This window comes from Sphingomonas sp. PSPC2-2, from assembly GCF_049897725.1.
Lineage (GTDB): Bacteria > Pseudomonadota > Alphaproteobacteria > Sphingomonadales > Sphingomonadaceae > Sphingomonas.
In genome coordinates this window covers 22,645-40,800 of the sequence record NZ_JAFCWU010000004.1, presented here as the reverse complement: position 1 = coordinate 40,800, position 18,156 = coordinate 22,645, and the positions used below count along the sequence as shown (strand labels likewise).

Annotated in this window: 10 protein-coding genes; all 10 read left to right on the top strand. The window is 64.8% G+C overall.

The genetic code is table 11. The features are described from left to right. The first annotated feature begins 148 nt into the window (after nt 1-148). Nucleotides 149-3,091: a TonB-dependent receptor domain-containing protein gene (locus tag ACP7BY_RS08660; RefSeq protein ID WP_052192016.1), complete on the top strand. Its 2,943-nt coding sequence runs from the start codon at nt 149-151 to the stop codon at nt 3,089-3,091. Nucleotides 3,092-3,152: 61 nt separating this feature from the next. Then, nucleotides 3,153-5,612 carry a beta-galactosidase GalA gene (galA, locus tag ACP7BY_RS08655; RefSeq protein WP_137902391.1) on the top strand — a complete coding sequence of 820 codons (2,460 nt, stop codon included), beginning with the start codon at nt 3,153-3,155 and terminating at the stop codon, nt 5,610-5,612. A 49-nt stretch (nt 5,613-5,661) separates the two neighbouring features. Further along, nucleotides 5,662-7,968, top strand: coding sequence for a DPP IV N-terminal domain-containing protein (locus ACP7BY_RS08650; protein ID WP_137902392.1), 2,307 nt, complete (start codon nt 5,662-5,664; stop codon nt 7,966-7,968). 475 nt (nt 7,969-8,443) lie between these two features. Continuing rightward, entirely contained in the window at nt 8,444-8,830 is a 387-nt protein-coding gene (locus tag ACP7BY_RS08645) for a response regulator (RefSeq protein ID WP_033963385.1), read from the top strand. After that, a complete protein-coding gene (locus ACP7BY_RS08640) occupies nt 8,827-9,921 on the top strand; it encodes a sensor histidine kinase (protein ID WP_137902394.1) in 1,095 nt (364 codons plus the stop codon). Before ACP7BY_RS08645 ends, ACP7BY_RS08640 begins: the two co-directional genes overlap by 4 nt. Nucleotides 9,922-10,131: 210 nt before the next feature. Then, the gene (locus ACP7BY_RS08635) at nt 10,132-10,809 is read left to right on the top strand and encodes a response regulator transcription factor (RefSeq protein WP_033963384.1); all 678 of its coding nucleotides are present in this window, start codon (nt 10,132-10,134) and stop codon (nt 10,807-10,809) included. Next, nucleotides 10,799-12,157, top strand: a complete 1,359-nt coding sequence (locus ACP7BY_RS08630) for a sensor histidine kinase (protein ID WP_137902395.1) — start codon at nt 10,799-10,801, stop codon at nt 12,155-12,157. Before ACP7BY_RS08635 ends, ACP7BY_RS08630 begins: the two co-directional genes overlap by 11 nt. An 81-nt stretch (nt 12,158-12,238) precedes the next feature. Continuing rightward, the gene (locus ACP7BY_RS08625; RefSeq protein WP_137902396.1) at nt 12,239-15,457 is read left to right on the top strand and encodes an efflux RND transporter permease subunit; all 3,219 of its coding nucleotides are present in this window, start codon (nt 12,239-12,241) and stop codon (nt 15,455-15,457) included. Continuing rightward, complete coding sequence (locus tag ACP7BY_RS08620; RefSeq protein WP_033963383.1) at nt 15,450-16,604, top strand: efflux RND transporter periplasmic adaptor subunit; 1,155 nt, start codon at nt 15,450-15,452, stop codon at nt 16,602-16,604. Before ACP7BY_RS08625 ends, ACP7BY_RS08620 begins: the two co-directional genes overlap by 8 nt. Next, complete coding sequence (locus ACP7BY_RS08615) at nt 16,597-18,033, top strand: efflux transporter outer membrane subunit (protein WP_033963382.1); 1,437 nt, start codon at nt 16,597-16,599, stop codon at nt 18,031-18,033. The genes ACP7BY_RS08620 and ACP7BY_RS08615 overlap by 8 nt, the downstream gene beginning before the upstream one ends. Nucleotides 18,034-18,156: the final 123 nt, after the last annotated feature.

The window sequence follows — 18,156 nt, the reverse complement described above, 5'->3', positions numbered from 1 at the left end:
GTATTTTATATGCAATCTTTTAACGTGTAACGTCAGACCCTTGCGAAACGCAGAGACTTTTGAATACCGAATATCGTATATTATATTTGACATACCCCCGCGAGCGTGGTGCATTCGCCTGAAGGCAAAGGGCCAATCAGGGGTATTTATGACCATTCGCAACTCCCGCCGGGGAGCAGCTCTCGCTGCATCGGTATCCGCATTGCTGTCGACCAGCGCTTATGCGCAAATCGCCGCTGCGCCGACGACGGCAGAGCAGACCGTGGCCACGCCCGAAAGCAGCGACATCGTGGTCACCGGCACCCGCATCAAACGCCGCGATTTGACCAGCAACAGCCCGCTTACGATGGTCGGTGAAGCCGAGATCCGCTATCAGGGCGCGACGAGCGTCGAGAGCGTGCTCAACAAGCTTCCGCAATTCACCGCCGATGCGAACGAGAACGTCTCGAACGGGTCTGACGGCACGTCGAACATCAATTTGCGCAACCTCGGGGCCGGCCGCGTGCTGATCCTGCTGAACGGCCAGAGAATGTTGCCGCAGCAGGCGATCGATGTGAATTTCGTGCCGTCGTCTCTGGTCCAGCGCATCGACGTCGTCACCGGGGGTGCCTCCGCAGTATACGGGTCGGACGCTTTGTCGGGCGTCGTCAATTTCGTCTTGCGCGACAATCTCGACGGCGTTCGGATCGACGCGCAAAGCAGCTTCAACCAACATGACAACGGCAACGGTTATCTTCATGGCCTGGTCAACACCAAGGGCTATCCGCAAGCGCCGGGCACCGTGTTCGACGGCGGCAAGACCGACGTCAATGCGAGCTTCGGCAAGAATTTCGCGGACGGGCGCGGCAACATCACCGTTTATGGCGGCTATCGCACGGCGCAGCCGGTAACCCAGGATTCACGTGACGTTTCGGCATGCGCGCTCGACCCCGTGGATGATGCGGGGACCAACCTGAAATGCGGCGGTTCCAGCAACAACGCCTACGGCCTGTTCACATTGCTGACCGGCCCGAACAAGGGCAAGACGCTCGACAATACCAAGGACGGCAAGCACACTTGGGTACCCTACGATTCGAGCTTCGCGTACAATTACTCGCCGACCAATTATTTCCAGCGCTCCGACACGCGCTACACGGCAGGCGCTTTCGCCAAGTTCAAGCTGAGCTCGCTTGCCGAGATCTACGGCAGCTTCATGTATATGAACGACCGTACCTTTTCACAGGCGGCACCGTCCGCGCTGTTCCAGGGCACGACCTTTACGATCCCTTGCAACAATCCGTTTCTGTCGGCGAGCCAGGCCACCACCTTGTGCGGCGCAGCCGCTGGCACCGCGCAGACCGAAGACACGTTTATCGGTCTGCGCCTGACCACCCCGCGCCGCGACGATCTACGGCATGAGGATTTCCGCTACACGGCCGGCGTGCGCGGCAGTTTCGCGAAGGGCTTCAGCTACGACGTCAACTATCTGCGGTCGCTGGTGCGGTACAACGAGACCTATATGAACAATGTCGACAACGTGAAGGCGCAGCGCGCGCTCAACGTCGTCAACGTCAACGGCACCCCCACCTGCCAGTCGGTGATCGACGGAACGGACAAGACCTGCCTGCCGATCGACGTGTTCGCCGCCGGCGCGATCAGCGCCACCGCCCTGCCCTATCTCTTTTCGAACAGCTCGACGCAAAGTCGCAATACACAGACGGTGGTTTCGGGCACGATCAACGGGGACCTCGGGCAATATGGCATTCAGATCCCCTGGGCCGATCGCGGCATCGGCATCGCACTGGGTGCCGAGCATCGCCGCGAGACGCTGAGCGCCAGCGGCGACGCGATTGCGATCCAGAACGGCTATGTCGGCTCCGACGGCACGATCACCGTGAACGAAGGCTATGGCGAGCTCGAGATACCGATCCTGTCGAACCTGCCCTTCGCCAAGGCGCTGACGATCAACGGCGGCGCACGCTATTCGACCTACCATAACCAACAGGATTCGACCGGCTTCAAATCCGATTTCCACGCGCTGACGTACAAAGGCGAACTGTCCTGGGCACCGAGCAGCGACCTGCGATTGCGCGCGAGCTACAATCATGCCTTCCGCGCGCCCAACATCAGCGAACTGTTCGGCGCGGTCAGCCTTGGCAACGTGACCGCGACCGATCCGTGCGCCGGCTCCAGCCCGGCGGCATCGCTCACGGTCTGCCAGCGCACCGGCGTGACGGCGGCACAATATGGCAACATTCCCGAATGCCCGGCGGGGGTCTGCGTGCAGCAATATGGCGGCAATCGCGATGTGAAACCCGAACAGGCCGACACCTACACGATCGGTCTGGTGCTGACCCCGCGGATGCTGCGCACCTTCACGCTGTCGCTCGATTATTTCAACATCAAGGTGACCGATTACATCAGCACGATTTCGCCTTCGCTGACGATCAGCCAATGCGCCTCGACCGGCGACCCTTATTATTGCGGGCTGTTCCACCGCGATCCGCGCAGCGGCGTGCTGTTCGGCAATAACGGTTACGTCGTCGGCACCACGATCAATACCGGCTCGCTCCAGACGTCGGGCCTCGACATCACGAGCAGCTACACGCTCGACCTCAACCGTTTCGGCAAGGTCAACCTCGACCTTGTCGGCACCTTCCTGCTCGACCTTTCGACCGAGCCGCTGCCAGGGCTCGGGACGTACAATTGCAAGGGCCTGTACGGCTATACCTGCGGCGAGCCGTCGCCGACGTGGCGCCATCAGTTGCGCACCACCTGGATGATCCCGGGGAAGGAGAAGGCCACGCTGTCGCTCGCATGGCGCTATCTCGACAGCGTCACGCTTTCGAGCTTGTCGGACAATGCGTTCCTGAATGGCCAAGGCAGCATCATCAACAGCAAGATCCCCGCGTACAGCTATTTCGATCTCGCGACGACGGTCAACTTCACCAAGGGGCTGACGCTCCGCGCGGGCGTGAACAATCTGCTCGACAAGGACCCGCCCGCCATCGCGCAGGGGATTCTGGCGAGCTTCGGCAATGGCAATACCTATCCCGGTGTCTATGATCCGCTCGGGCGGACGATCTTCGTCGGGGCGACCGTCGCCTTCTGAAAGTCCAAGTCCGCGGCACCTCCCATGAAGGGACGTTGCCGACACTGTTAAAGGATTCTCCATGCCCCGCCCGTCGCGCCGCGATCTCCTCAAGACCGCCGGCGCGGCGGGCGGACTTGTGCTTGCGCCACCGCTTCGCGCGGCAGGGGGGCCGACTGCCATCGATAATCCGCGTGCGATCGTGCCACTCGCCCGCGGCTGGCGCTTCGCGCTCGGGCATGCGGCGGATCCAGCGAAGGATTTCGGTTTCGGTACCGGCCACGACACCTATGGGAAATCCGGCGATGTCGGGACACCGGTTGCCGAGGCCAAGTTCGACGACAGCGGCTGGCAAGCGGTCGATCTGCCGCATGATTGGGCGGTCGATCTCCCCTTCGAGCGGTTCGGCGCACCCGGTGCGGAGGCCGACCATATCGGTGCATTCCAGGGTTTCAAACCGCTCGGCCGGATGTGGCCCGCAACGAGCGTAGGCTGGTATCGCCGCGCGATCCCGATCACTGCGGAGGATGCGGGCAAACGCCTGTCGCTCGAATTCGACGGCGTCGCGCGCAACTGCCTCGTCATCCTCAACGGCTTCGTCGTCGGATCGAACGAAAGTGCCTATGCGCCCTTCCGTATCGACATCACCGATTTCGCCAAGCCCGGCGAGGAGAATATTCTCGTCCTCCGCTGCGACGTCAGCCTTGGCGAAGCGTGGTCGTACGAAGGTGCCGGACTCTATCGCCACGTCCGACTGGTCAAAACCGCGCCGACACATATCCGCCAATGGGGTGCCACGGTCCGCTGCGAGGTGCGCACCGACGGCGCGATCGTCCGGATCGAGACCGAAATCGACAATGATGGGCCCGCCGCCACCGCGCGGCTGCGCTCGCGCGTCACGGGGCCCGATGGGCGGATCGTGGCCGAATTGCTGTCCGATCCGCTCGCGCTGCCGCTCTGGGGCCGGACCAGCGTCGCGCAGGAGGCGCGGCTGTCCGATCCGGCCTTATGGTCGCTCGACACGCCGCAGCTCTACGGTCTTGCGAGCGAGATCATCATCGCCGACGTCGCCGTCGATCGCACGGTCAGCCGCTTCGGCATCCGTACGATCCGCTTCGATCCCGACCACGGCTTTTTCCTCAACGGCGCACCGGTGAAGATTAAGGGTACATGCAACCACCAGGATCATGCCGGCGTCGGCTTCGCGGTGCCCGACAGCCTCCACGTCTGGCGGCTTGAGCGGTTGAAGGCGATGGGTGCCAACGCTTATCGCTCGACGCACCATTCGCCCTCCCCCGCGATCCTCGAGGCGTGCGACGCGATGGGGATTCTCGTGATGGACGAGACCCGCCAGATGTCGAGCAACACCGAAGCGATGAGCCAGCTCGACCGGATCGTCCGCCAAGGGCGCAACCATCCGAGCATCATCCTGTGGAGCCTCGGCAACGAGGAAATCCACCGCGGCACACCGACGGGGGCGCGAATCGCGGCGACGATGAAGCGCCGGGTCTACGAACTCGACGGCACACGCCCCGTCACCGAAGCGTTCAACGGCAAGTTCGGCGAGGGCGCGTCGCCCGTGCTCGACGTGATGGGCTGCAATTACTATCTCGACGCGATCGATCCCTATCACGTTGCGCACCCGACGATGCCGATGATCGGCACCGAAACGGGCAGCACCGTCATGACCCGCGGCGAATATAAACGTGACGATGCCGCCGGGATCGTGCCCGCTTACGATACGGACTTCCCGAAATGGGCGACCACCGCCGAGACATGGTGGAGCTTCTACGATGCTCGCCCGTTCCTCGCTGGCGGGTTCGTGTGGACCGGGTTCGATTATCGCGGGGAACCGACGCCGTTCGAGCGCTGGCCCGAAAACGCCTCGAATTTCGGACAGATGGACAGCTGCGGCTTCCCCAAGGACAATTATCATTATTACCGCGCCTGGTGGGGGGCCAAGCCCGCGCTCCACCTCTTCCCCCACTGGAACTGGGCGGGGCGCGAGGGCCAGGAGATCGCGGTCTGGGTCCATAGCAATTGCGACACGGTCGAATTGTTTCTCAACGGCCACAGCCTCGGGCACCAGAGCGTGACGCGCAATCGCCACCTCGAATGGCAGGTGCCCTATGCCCCCGGCAGGATCGAGGCACACGCCTTCGCACGCGGTCGCCATATCCTCACCGAAGTGCGCGAGACGACCGGCACGCCGCACCGGATCGGGCTGACCAGCGACCGGCGCAGCTTGGCACCCGGCGAGGTCGCGGTGGTGCGCGCCGCCATCCTCGATGCGAAGCGGCGTGAGGTGCCGACCGCCAGCAACCGCGTGACCTTCACGCTCGACGGTGACGCCACCTTGCTCGGCGTCGGCAATGGCGACCCGCGCTGCCTCGAACCCGACCATGCCAGCGCTCGCTCGGCGTTCAATGGCCTGTGCATGGCGATCGTCCAGGCGGGCGAGCGCGGCGGCGCGATCCGCCTCACCGCGACGGGCGATGGCCTCCATGCCGCGATGCTGCCGCTCCTCGCGACACGCGCTTGACGCGTTGCGCTCCTACCGCACGCTCCTTTCCATCGACCGAGACCCTCCGATGATCCCTCTCCGCGCCAAGGCCCTCGTCCTCGCCATCGCCGCCCTGTGCTTTCCGGCCAAGGTGCTCGCCGCGCCCGACGCGGCGGCGTTCACCCGCTCGATCGGTCTGCGCGAGCAATGGCAATATCTCACGCGCGACGTGGCGTGGCCGGCGCGCTGGACCGCGGATGGCGGTCACTTCTTCTACCGCAAAACGGTCGAGGGCGGCTTCGCCTTCGAGACGGTCGATCGCCGAACTCTCGCCAAATCGGCGGCGTTCGATCAGGTGAAAATCGCCCACGCGCTCGCCGCCGCGCTCGGGCATCCCGTCGCGCCACTGCGGTTGCCATTTGCGGCGTTCGACTATGATGCGGACGGCACGGCCATCCTGTTCGAGCTGGACGGCGCAGCCTGGTCCTGCGCGCTCGACGGACACGCATGTGCCGTCGTAGCCGACCATCGCCGCCCGCGCGGCTTCGGTGTCGTCCGGGATCTGTCCATACCCGCCGACAATCGGCCAGCGCCCTCCCCCGACGGCAAATGGGAAGCCCTGGTCGAGGACAACCAACTCGTGCTGCGGAGGCCGGGCGGCAAGGACGCGATCCGCCTGAGCAGCGACGGATCGGCCGGCGACTTCTATGATCCAGAAACGCTCGCCTGGTCGCCCGACAGCCGCCACATCCTGCTCTACCGTGTCCGCCCGGGCTATGCACGCCAGGTGCTGCGCGTCGAGGCGGCACCGGCGGGACGGCTGCAGCCGGCGCTGCGCACGCAGCTTTACCCCAAGCCCGGCGACGCGATCGACCAGGAGCAGCCCGTGCTCTTCGACGTCGCAACGCGGCGGGAGACGGTGATCGACGCCGAGCTGTTCCCCAACCCCTATCAACTCTCGCAACCGCGTTGGCGCAGCGACGGGCACAGCGTCGAGTTCGATTATATCCGCCGCGGCTTCCAACAAGCGCGCGTGATCGCGGTCGATGCCGACACGGGCAAGGCGCACGCCGCAGTCACGGAAAACGCCGCAACGTTCGTCTATGCCGATCGTCGGTTCGCGCATACCGTGCACGGGCTCGGCGACGAGATCGTCTGGGCCTCGGAGCGCGATGGCTGGAACCAGCTCTATCTCATCGACGGCCATACCGGCCGTGTGAAAAATCGCATCACCCATGGCAATTGGGTCGTGCGCGAGGTCGTCAAAGTTGACGATGACAAGCGCGTGATCTGGTTCGCCGCGAGCGGCATGAACCCGGGCGAGGACCCCTATTTCAAACATTATTACCGCATCGATTTCGACGGCCGCCACCTGACGCCGCTGACGCCCGCCAACGCGGATCATGACGTTGCTTTCTCGCCCGACATGACGCTGTTCGTCGACACCTATTCGCGCGTCGACTTGCCCACGATCAGCGAATTGCACCGCGCGGACGACGCCACCCTGGTGGCGAGGATCACCACAGGCGACGACACGCGCCTGGTTGCCACCGGGTTTCGCCCGCCCGAAGTCATCACCGCCAAGGGCCGCGACGGCAAGACCGATATCTGGGGGATCGTGGTGCGGCCGCGCGATTACGATCCGCGCAAGAAATATCCGGTGATCGAGAACATCTATGCCGGTCCGCACGACAGCTTCGTGCCCAAGGGTTTCTGGCCGTTCGGCTATCACGCCGGTGGCGACAAGGTGATCGGGATGCAGGCGCTGGCCGATCTCGGCTTTATCGTCGTCCAGATTGACGGCATGGGCACCGCCAATCGCTCCAAGGCGTTTCAGGACGTCGCCTGGAAGAATCTCGGGGATTCGGGTTTCCCCGATCGCATCGCGTGGCACCGCGCGCTGGCCGCGCGCGACGCATCCTACGACATCACCCGCGTCGGTATCTACGGTGCCTCCGCCGGCGGCCAGAGTACCCTCAACGCCTTGCTGTTCCACGGCGACTTCTACAAGGTCGGTGTGGCCTATGCCGGTTGCTACGACAATCGCATGGACAAGATCAGTTGGAACGAACAGTGGCTCGGCTGGCCAGTCGACAAGAGCTATGCCGCCGCCTCGGGCATCGACAATGCCTGGCGGCTGACAGGCAAGCTGCTGATGATCGTCGGCGAGCAGGACAGCAATGTCGACCCCGCGTCGACGATGCAGGTGGTCGATGCACTGATCAAGGCGAACAAGGATTTCGATCTATTGTCGGTACCGGGCGGCGAACACAGCGTCGGCCGCTCAACCGGCCCGATCGACTATGTCACGCGTCGGCAATTTGGCTTCTTCGTACGCAACTTGCTGGGCGACACCACGCCCGACTGGAACGCTGCGCCGACGCGCATCGGTTAACGGACAGGCTGCCTTAATCGGCACCGATATCCGGCGTTCCACGCGCTCGTGCGTGCCACGCTCCGTCCTGCGCGATAACGTAGCGGGCGTCATGGGCAGTGTCCGGCTATCCTCGGCGCCTTCATGGCGGCGCACCCCCATCTTAGCCTCGGTCCCATCATCACGGAACTCGTCATCAACGCACCGAAGCACGCACTCCCCGGTCGCTACCGAACCGGAGCGATTATCGCCGAGTATGCAGCGACGCGCCGATGGTCGGCGACGACGGCGCAGGTATGCCCAGCGACCACGCAGAAGTGAAACCCGGCCGTGGAAATGGGATCGTGGGTACGATCGCCAAAACAGTTGGAGGCCACGATCGAAATCAAGGCAGCCGATCCGGGCACGAACGTCTCGATTGTGCGTTCTCAGCGACACAATAGCCGCGCCACGCACATCGCCCGACCGGGCAATCGACGTTCCTGAAAGCTCCACCATGCCCGATGTAGAAAAGCCGCTTATACTTTACGTCGAGGATGAAATTTTTACGCAGCATCTTGTTGAAACGGCGCTCAGCGATGCCGGCTATGATGTCTGGACCGCGAGCGACGGCAACGAGGCTTTGGAAAAACTCGCGTCCGCTGGTTCGGCTTTGCGCGGACTTGTAACCGATGTCGATCTTGGTGCCTGCCCCAATGGATGGGAGGTTGCCAACGAGGCGCGGGCAGCGATGCCAGGGGTACCCGTCGTCTATGTTAGCGGCGCGAGTGCTCATGAATGGAGCGCAAAGAGCGTTCCAGGCAGCCAAATCGTACCCAAGCCATTTGCGCCTGATCAAATTGTTGCAGTGATTGCGCTTTTGCTCGGTAAGGCGGACTTATGAACATATCCGATCCGGCGAGTCCCAATGATCGCCCCGCTGGTGTCGAGCAGCTGCTCGCCACAACCGACCTCGCCAATGCCCTGGAAAGCGACCGCTTCAAGCAGTTCCTGGACCATATCCCGATCGCCATTGCCGTCGCCGAACTCACGCCTGAGGAGCGCATCGTATATGCCAATATCGAATTCGAGCGGCTGACGAGCAGAAGCGCGCCCGACCTGTTCGGCAAGGACTGGAGCATGTTCCCCTCCAGCGCGGTCGCGACGGACGGTGGCGAAGGCTTGAGCGAAGCCATTGCATTGGGGGAGGATTTCGTCGGCACCTTCGAACTCGACTGGGGCGAAAAACCGGTGGCGGTTGATGTCTGGTCGAACCTCATTCAGGACGATGGTGGCGAGCCGGTGTTCCGGCTTGTCGCGCTCGCAGAAGCCGGCCGCCGCGCCGATGACGATGAAACCGAGCTCCAGGCCGCCGTTCGCGAAAAGGACACGCTGCTGCGTGAGTTGCAGCACCGCGTGACCAACAACCTCCAGATGATCACGGCGCTGATCCGGCTCGAATCCCGCACGATACCCGATGATACGACGACCGCCCGCTTCGACCGACTGGCGGGCCGGATCGAGGCGCTCGGGCTGCTGTACCGCTCGCTGTCGGAGACCTCGGATCGCGTCACGATCGATCTTGGCGTCTATCTGAGCGAGATCGCATCGGCGGTAATGCGTGCTCACGCCGTGGAGGGCATTCACCTTGACCTTCAGGTCGACACCTGGCCGGTGTCCGTTAACGTCGCGATGCCGGCCGGGCTCGTCGTTAACGAGCTTTTGACGAACGCGCTCAAACACGCGTTCACGGGACGAAGCGGGGGGACAATTTCGTTGCACAGTCTCGTTGATCCCGCCGGGTGTCGCGTTACCATCGCGGACGATGGGATTGGGCTGGCTGTCGGCACCCACTGGCCGAAACCGGGTAAGCTGAGCGCAATGATCGTTCAGTCGCTTCGTCAAAACGCAAAAGCAACGCTCGACGTTGAGTCCACGCCGGGGAACGGAATGCGCGTGACGATCTTTTTTGCGCGGGCAGACGCAAACGAATAGCGGCGCTTCCTGATCGGTCTGCGAGGGCCCGGAATCGGACGTTCAAAATTTCCTCACGGTTCCCCAGCTTCTGCGATGTGTTCAGCTTCACGGTCGTGGCCGCTAGACCACCCCTCTGTCGCGCCACTCACAAGCGGTGCCGCATCGAAACACCAGGGAGGCGCGCGGGGCTGCCCTATTACCGCCGCGATGACGCATAAAGGAACCGTCATGGCCCGCATCCTTGTCATCGAAGACGATCCTGCCACGGCAGACCACATCGTGGCGTCGCTGCAGGCGCATGGCCATGTGACGACCCACGTCGCCGACGGTGACCTTGGGTTGGAGCGCGCAACGCGGGAGCCGTTCGATGCGGCGACGCTCGATCGCATGCTGCCGGGTCGTGATGGTTTGTCGGTCGTCGCCGCATTACGGGCGCGGCGCATCGCGCTTCCTGTCTTGATGATCAGCGCGCTCGGTGACGTGGACGAGCGGATCGCGGGCTTGCGCGCGGGTGGCGACGACTATCTGGTGAAACCGTTCGCGCCCGAGGAAATGGCGATGCGGATCGAGGTGCTGCTGCGTCGGCGCGAGGACCCGGCCAATGCCGCGACATTGCAGGTCGGCGACCTCGTTGTTGATCTCATCCGGCGTGAGGTTACCGTGGCGGGGCAGCCGGTGCGCCTGCTGCACATGGAGTTCCGCTTGCTCGAGTTCCTCGTGCGCCATGCGGGCGACACGCTAAGCCGCCGGATCATCTTCGAGCAGGTATGGGGGTATTATTTCGACCCAGGTGCCAATCTCATCAACGTGCATATCGCCAGGCTGCGCAAGAAGCTCGACCGGCCCGGTCGGCCGTCGGCGATCGTCACCGTGAAGGGCGAAGGTTATCGCTTCGATGCCGATTGAACGGCTGCATCTCGGGCAAATCCGCCGGACCAGCACCTTTCGGCTGACAGCCTTGCTCGGGCTGGTGTTTGCGGTGGGCGTTATCGCGCTGCTCGGGTTGATCTACGGGCTGTCGGCGCGCGAACTAACGTTACGCTCCGACCGCGTTCTGCGAATCGAAGCGAGCAGGCTGCGCGCGAGTTCGCCCGATGCGCTGCCCGAACGGATCGCCAGCGCGCTTGCCCATAGCACCAGCGGCCTCAACTATTTCGCACTGCAATCGCGGAGCGGCCAACCGATCGTGGGCAATCTCAACATCGTTCGAAACTTCCGCTTCGATCATCCCGTCAACATCGCCGCGAAGCCCGGCGCGCACGGACCGCTGCGGGTGCTGGCGATCGAGGCCCCGACCGGGGAGACAATCCTGATCGCGCGCGACATCGCCCCCATCGTCGATCTGCGCCGCCGCATTCTCGAAATCCTCATTGGCAGCGGCATAGCGATCGTGGTCCTCGTGCTCGGTGCCGGCGTGTTGCTGAGCCTCGCGCCGCTGCGCCGCGTGCGCGATCTCCAGGCGGTCAGCCGCGCGATCGCTGCGGGACGGTTCGACCTGCGGATGCCGGTCACCACGCGCGGCGACGAACTCGATCTGTTCGCAGGCACGGTCAACACGATGATCGAAGAGGTCGAGCGCGTGGTCGCGCAGGTCAAGGGCGTGACCGACGCCGTCGCGCACGATCTGCGCACGCCGCTGGCGCATGTCCGCGGACAGCTCGAACGCGCGATCGCGCTGCCCGACGCGGATCCGCGTGCGGTCGCGCTCAGCCATGCCGCGATGGTCGATCTCGATCTCGTGCTCGAACGGTTCGGCGCTTTGCTGCGCATCTCGCAGCTTGAAGCGAGCGGCCGCCAGGCGGGCTTTACCACCGTCCCGCTCGCACCGTTGCTGGACAGCCTGTGCGAGCTCTACGAGCCGCTAGCCGAGGATGCTGGCGTCACGTTGCGGCTCGCGCCGATTCCCGACGCGACGATCCGCTGCGATCCGCAATTGTTGTTTGAGGCGATCAGCAACCTGCTCGACAATGCGATCAAGTTCAGTCCCGTGGGTGGCGAGGTGGTGCTTGGGGCAACGCTCGATCCCGGGGGGCTGAGCCTGACCGTCCGCGACACTGGGCGCGGTCTTGCTCCGCACGAGCGCGACGCGGCGCTCCGGCGCTTCTATCGCGGTGTCGATGCGGCGGGGATCCCCGGCAGCGGGCTGGGGCTCAGCATCGTCGCGGCGATCGCCCATCTTCACGGCTTTACACTTGAGCTCGGCGACGCCGCCCCTGGCCTGATCGTGCGGATCCAAGCGCCGGCCGCCTCCTGAGGTGAAATTCATTTAATTAGCGCTGCACCGCAACACGCATAAATGGAGCCCCGTCTTTCCTCTGGAAACATCGGGTCCACCGTGCTGCAGCTCGTCAAACTTGCCCTCAGCAAGCCCTACACCTTCGTCGTCCTGGCGATCCTGATCGTCCTGGGGGGATCGATCGCCTGGCTCGAAACCGCCACCGATATCTTCCCCGACATCAAGATTCCGGTGATCGCCGCAGTGTGGACCTATCGCGGCCTGCCGCCCAAGGACATGTCGGGCCGCGTCGTCTATTATTACGAGCGCTCGCTCTCGACCACGGTCAACGATATCGACCATATCGAGAGCCAGTCGCTCAACGGCGTCGGCATCGTGAAGATCTTCTTCCAGCCCGGCGTCGACATCCGCACTGCCTCGGCACAGGTCACCGCAGCCTCGCAGACGGTCCTGAAGCAGATGCCGCCGGGCATCACCCCCCCGCAGATCCTCAATTACAACGCCTCGACCGTCCCGATCCTCCAGCTCGCGCTGTCGTCGAAGGACTTGAGCGAGCAGAAGATCTACGATCTCGGCCAGAACTTCATCCGGCCCGCGCTCGCCTCGGTGCAGGGTGCCGCAATCCCCTCGCCTTACGGCGGCAAGGAACGCCAGATCCAGATCGATCTCGATCCGGCAGCGCTGCAGGCGCGGCACCTCTCGGCGGGCGACGTCGGTGCAGCACTTGCCGCGCAGAACCAGATCGTGCCCGCAGGCACCGCCAAGATCGGCCAGTTCGAATATAACGTTCGGCTCAACAATTCGCCCGAACTGGTCGATCAGCTCAACGACCTGCCGATCAAGACCGTCGACGGGACGACGGTGTTCATGCGCGACGTGGCGCATGTCCGCGATGGCTCGCCGCCGCAGCGCAACGTCGTGCGCGTCGATGGCGGCCGCGCGGTGCTGATGACGATCCTGAAATCGGGCGCGGCCTCGACGATCGCGATCGTCGATCAGGCGAAGGCGCTGCTCCCGGGGCTCAAGGCCACGCTGCCGCCCTCGCTCAAGGTCCAGCCGCTCTCGGACCAGTCGCTGTTCGTCAAGGCGGCGGTATCGGGCGTGATCAAGGAAGGGGCGATCGCGGCGGCGCTGACCAGCATGATGATCCTGCTGTTCCTCGGCTCGTGGCGCTCGACCGTAATCATCGCCGCCTCGATCCCGCTCGCCATTCTCGCCGCGGTCGCCGGGCTGGCGGTGGTCGGGCAGACGCTCAACATCATGACGCTCGGCGGGCTCGCGCTCGCGGTCGGCATCCTGGTCGACGATGCGACGGTGACGATCGAGAATATCAACTGGCACCTCGAACAGGGCAAGTCGGTGCGCGACGCGATCCTCGATGGCGCGCAGCAGATCGTCCAGCCGGCCTTCGTATCGCTGCTGTGCATCTGCATCGCGTTCCTGCCGATGTTCTTCCTGCCAGGCATCGCTGGCTTCCTGTTCGCGCCGATGGCGATGGCGGTGGTGTTCGCGATGATCGCGTCGTTCATCCTGTCGCGCACGCTGGTGCCGACGATGGGCAATTTCCTGCTGCGCGAACATGCGACCCAGCACACGGCCGAGATCATGGTGTCGCACGATGCCCGGACCGGTCGACCGGAGACGCGCAACGTCTTCATCCGCTTCCAGAGCGGGTTCGAGCATCGTTTCGAAGCAGTACGCGCTTATTATGTCGCGGTCCTTGCCTTCGCCCTGGCGCGGCGGCGTGTGTTCATTCCTGCCTTTATGGCAGTCGTCCTGCTGTCGTTCGCGCTCGTGCCCATGCTCGGCCGCAATTTCTTCCCGACGATCGACGCCGGGCAAATCAACCTCCACGTCCGCGCGCCGATCGGCACGCGGATCGAGGAGACGGCAGCGCTGTTCGACCATGTCGAGGACCGCATCCGCGCGACCATTCCCGCCGACGAGCTGGTGTCGATCGTCGACAATATCGGCATGCCCGTATCGGGCATCAACCGCGCTTATTCGAACACCGGCGGCGTCGGCTCACAGGACGGCGATATCCTGGTGACACTCGCCGAAAACCACAAACCGACCGCCGACTATGTCCGGACGTTGCGCAAAGCCTTGCCCGATGCCTTCCCCGGCTCGGTCTTCTCGTTTCTGCCCGCCGACATCATCAGCCAGATCCTCAACTTCGGCGCACCCGCCCCGATCGACGTGATGGTGACCGGTAGCGATGCCAAGCATAGCGAGGCCTATGCCCATCTGCTCGCCGAGCGGATGCGCCACATTCCCGGTATCGCCGACGTCCGCGTCCAGCAAACAGAGGCCGCGCCCGAACTCGGCTTCGACGTCGATCGCGCGCAGGCGGACCGCGTCGGAATCACCGAGAATGACGTGACGCGCAGCCTCGCCGTCAACCTCGCGGGCAGCTCGCAGATCGCGCCCGCCTTCTGGCTCAACCCCAAAAACGGCGTGTCCTACCCGATCGTCGTGCAGACGCCGCAATACCGCACCGGCTCGCTGTCGGACCTCCAGAACCTCCCCATCACCGGATCGGGCTCTGGTGCCTATCAGATCCTCGGCGGGCTCGGCACGCTCCACCGCGAGCCATCGCCTGCGGTCGTCACGCACTATGCGCTGCAACAATCGTTCGACGTCTATGCAACGACCCAAGGGCGTGACCTCGGCGCGGTGGCGGGCGATATCCAGAAGGTGATCGACGGCACCAAGGCGGCGCTGCCGTCTGGGTCGGCAGTGACCTTGCGCGGCCAGGTGCGGACGATGAACGCAGCTTTCTCGGGGCTCATCTTCGGCCTGATCGGGGCAATCGCGCTGATCTACCTGCTGATCGTCGTGAATTTCCAAAGCTGGGTCGATCCCGCCGTCATCGTCTCGGCGCTGCCCGCAGCACTCGCCGGGATCGTATGGATGCTGTTCGCCACGCACACCCCGCTTTCGGTGCCCGCGCTGACCGGTGCGATCATGTGCATGGGCGTCGCCACCGCCAATTCGGTGCTGGTGGTCAGTTTCGCGCGCGAACGACTGGCCGAGACCGGCGACGCGCTGCGCGCCGCCGCCGAAGCGGGCGCGACGCGCTTTCGCCCGGTGCTGATGACCGCGCTCGCGATGATCATCGGCATGGCCCCGATGGCCCTCGGTCTCGGCGAAGGCGGCGAGCAGAATGCGCCGCTTGGCCGCGCCGTCATCGGCGGACTGATCTGCGCGACGCTTGCCACCTTGGTGTTCGTGCCCGTCGTCTTCGCGATCGCGCATCGCCGCGAACGCCGCCCCTCCCCCACCCCTTCGACAATCGGACAGCTCGCTCATGGATGAAGCCCTCGCCGCCGCCCCGCCCAGGGGTCTCAAAACCGCCGGGATCGCCGCGCTCGTCGTCGCAGCAGGCGTGGTCGCCGCCGGTACGTTTGTTCGCTTTCACGACACCAGCGAAGCGCAGACCTGGTCCGACGCGCGATCGGTGCCGACGGTCCATCTCGTCGCCATCACATCCTCGACGGCGGGCGACACGCTCGCTTTGCCCGGCACGATGCAGGCGTGGAACATGGCCAAGCTCTATGCGCGCGTCGGCGGCTATGTCAGCGGCTGGTACAAGGATATCGGCGCGCCGGTTGCGGCGGGCATGCCGCTCGGCCGGATCGACACGCCCGAGCTCGACCAGCAGATCATCGCCGCGCGCGCCGCTTTGGTCAGCGCGCAGGCACATGCCGGTCTTGCGCGCAGCACAGCGGCGCGCTGGAACGACTTGCTCACCGACAATTCGGTTTCCAAACAGGAAGTCGATGAGAAGAATGGCGATCTCGCCGTGCGCAACGCCGCAGTGCTGTCCGCCCGCGCCGATCTTGGGCGGCTGCTCGCGCTGAAAACCTTTGCGACGGTGCGCGCGCCCTTTGGCGGGACGGTGACGCTGCGCTCTGCCGATATCGGCGATCTGGTCGGGCCGGGGGCTTCGGTGCAGCAACCCATGTTCGTCGTCGCCGACACACGGCGAATCCGCATCTATGTCAGCGTGCCGCAAAGCTATTCGGCGACGATGACGCCGGGACTCACCGCCACGCTGAGCGTGCCCGATTATCCAGGCCGCAGCTTTACCGCACACGTCGTCGGCAATTCGGGCGCGATCGCGCCGCAAAGTGGCACCTTCCAGGTCCAGCTCGTCGCCGACAATCCCGACGGTGCGCTGCGCCCCGGCGGCTTTGCGCAAGTCAGCTTCGATGTGCGCGGGCAAGCGAGCACGGTGCAGATCCCCTCGACTACGCTGCTGTTCCGCGCGCAGGGCACGCAAGTCGCGACGGTCGATGCCGCGCACCACATCCACCTCCAGCGCGTCACGCTCGGGCGCGATCTCGGCCAGACGGTCGAAGTGCTGTCGGGGCTCTCGCCGACGCAGAAGATCGTCGACAATCCACCCGATTCTCTCACCGACGGACAATTGGTGCGCGTGGAAGGAGGCGCGCGTGGCTGACCGATTGCGCGCGGCGATCGCGGCGATCACGCTGGCGAGCCTCGCTGGCTGCTCGTTCGCCCCACCCTACCATCCGGCGATCACGCCAACGCCGCCCGCTTTCAAGGAAGCCGGGGCCTGGCAGCCCGCAGTCGCGCCCGGCGCGATCGTGCCCGACGCGTGGTGGAGCGTGTTCGCCGATCCACAGCTCGACGGTCTCGAACAGAAAGTCGCGAGCGACAATCCGACGCTCGCCGGCGCGCTGGCCCGCTACGACACTGCTCGCGCCTATCTTGGCCAGGCCCGCGCCGGGCTGCTCCCGCAACTTAGTGCCGATGCCAGCATCACGCGCAACCGCCAGTCCGACCATCGCCCGCTGCGCGGCAGCAACCAGCCCGACGTGTACGGTGCCAACACGATCGAGGCGGGCTTCGGCTATGAGGTCGACCTGTGGGGCCGCGTGCGCAACAGCGTTACCGCAGGCAAGGCCGAAATGCAGGCCTCGGGCGACGACCTCGCCGCAATCCGGCTCAGCCTGCAGGCCGAGCTTGCCTCCGACTATATGGCGCTGCGCGGGCTTGACCGGCAATCCGAGCTGCTTGCGCAGACCGTCGACGCCTTTGCCAAGGCCGACCATCTGATCGCGCGGCGCTTCCAGGCCGGGATCGTCAGCGGGATCGAGACCAGCCGTTCGGGCGCACAGCTCGCCGAGGCCCGCGCGCAGCTCGCCGACGTTGCCGCCGCCCGCGCGTTGACCGAACATGCGATCGCGAGTCTGGTCGGAACACCCGCCTCGGCCTTCACCATCGCCCCCGCAACGACGCCTTTCGCGATCCCCGTCGTGCCGCTCGGCCTGCCGGCAACCTTGGTCGAGCGACGTCCTGACATCGCCGCCGCCGAACGCCGCGTCGCTGCGGCCAATGCCGGAATCGGGATCGCCAAGGCCGCCTTCTTCCCAGCGATCCGGCTCGGCGGAAGCGCCGGTTTCCAGGATACCGGCCTGCCAGGTCTCCTGTCCGCGTCGAACACGATCTGGTCGATCGGCCCTGGCGCAGTGTTGAACCTGTTCGACGGGGGCCGCCGACGAGCCGAGCTTGCGGTCGCGCGGGCACGATGGGCGAGCGCCGGTGCCGAGTATCGCGCGACCGTGCTGAGCGCATTCCAGCAGGTCGAGGACAATCTCGCGCAGCTCCACCATCTTGGCGACGAGGCTGCGGCCGAGAATGAGGCGGTGCGCCAGGCGGCCGCGACCGAGCGCCTCTCGCTCAACCGCTACGACAAGGGCGCGGTCACCTATCTCGAGGTATTCACTGCGCAGACCACGGCGCTGCGCACTCGTCGCGCCGCGCTCGACCTCGAGACCCGCCGACTACAGGCGAGCATCCGCCTGATCCGGGCACTGGGGGGCGGATGGTCTGCGCAACACGATGGGGTTGCCGCGCCGGGTTGACGCCCATCACGGCGGCGCTGGTTCGACCGCGTGACGCGGTGACCAGCACCGTCGTCTTCGTGACCGCACGCTGCGAGGTTGCGATGTGAACATCGAAAATACCGTCCGCCACCTCGGCGTGGA

What these genes read in the sequence shown, in the direction of transcription:
- galA (WP_137902391.1), top strand. Translation starts at nt 3,153, where the DNA reads ATGCCCCGCCCGTCGCGCCGCGATCTCCTCAAGACCGCCGGCGCGGCG.
- ACP7BY_RS08640 (WP_137902394.1), top strand. Translation starts at nt 8,827, where the DNA reads ATGAACATATCCGATCCGGCGAGTCCCAATGATCGCCCCGCTGGTGTC.
- ACP7BY_RS08645 (WP_033963385.1), top strand. Translation starts at nt 8,444, where the DNA reads ATGCCCGATGTAGAAAAGCCGCTTATACTTTACGTCGAGGATGAAATT.
- ACP7BY_RS08635 (WP_033963384.1), top strand. Translation starts at nt 10,132, where the DNA reads ATGGCCCGCATCCTTGTCATCGAAGACGATCCTGCCACGGCAGACCAC.
- ACP7BY_RS08620 (WP_033963383.1), top strand. Translation starts at nt 15,450, where the DNA reads ATGGATGAAGCCCTCGCCGCCGCCCCGCCCAGGGGTCTCAAAACCGCC.
- ACP7BY_RS08630 (WP_137902395.1), top strand. Translation starts at nt 10,799, where the DNA reads ATGCCGATTGAACGGCTGCATCTCGGGCAAATCCGCCGGACCAGCACC.
- ACP7BY_RS08650 (WP_137902392.1), top strand. Translation starts at nt 5,662, where the DNA reads ATGATCCCTCTCCGCGCCAAGGCCCTCGTCCTCGCCATCGCCGCCCTG.
- ACP7BY_RS08660 (WP_052192016.1), top strand. Translation starts at nt 149, where the DNA reads ATGACCATTCGCAACTCCCGCCGGGGAGCAGCTCTCGCTGCATCGGTA.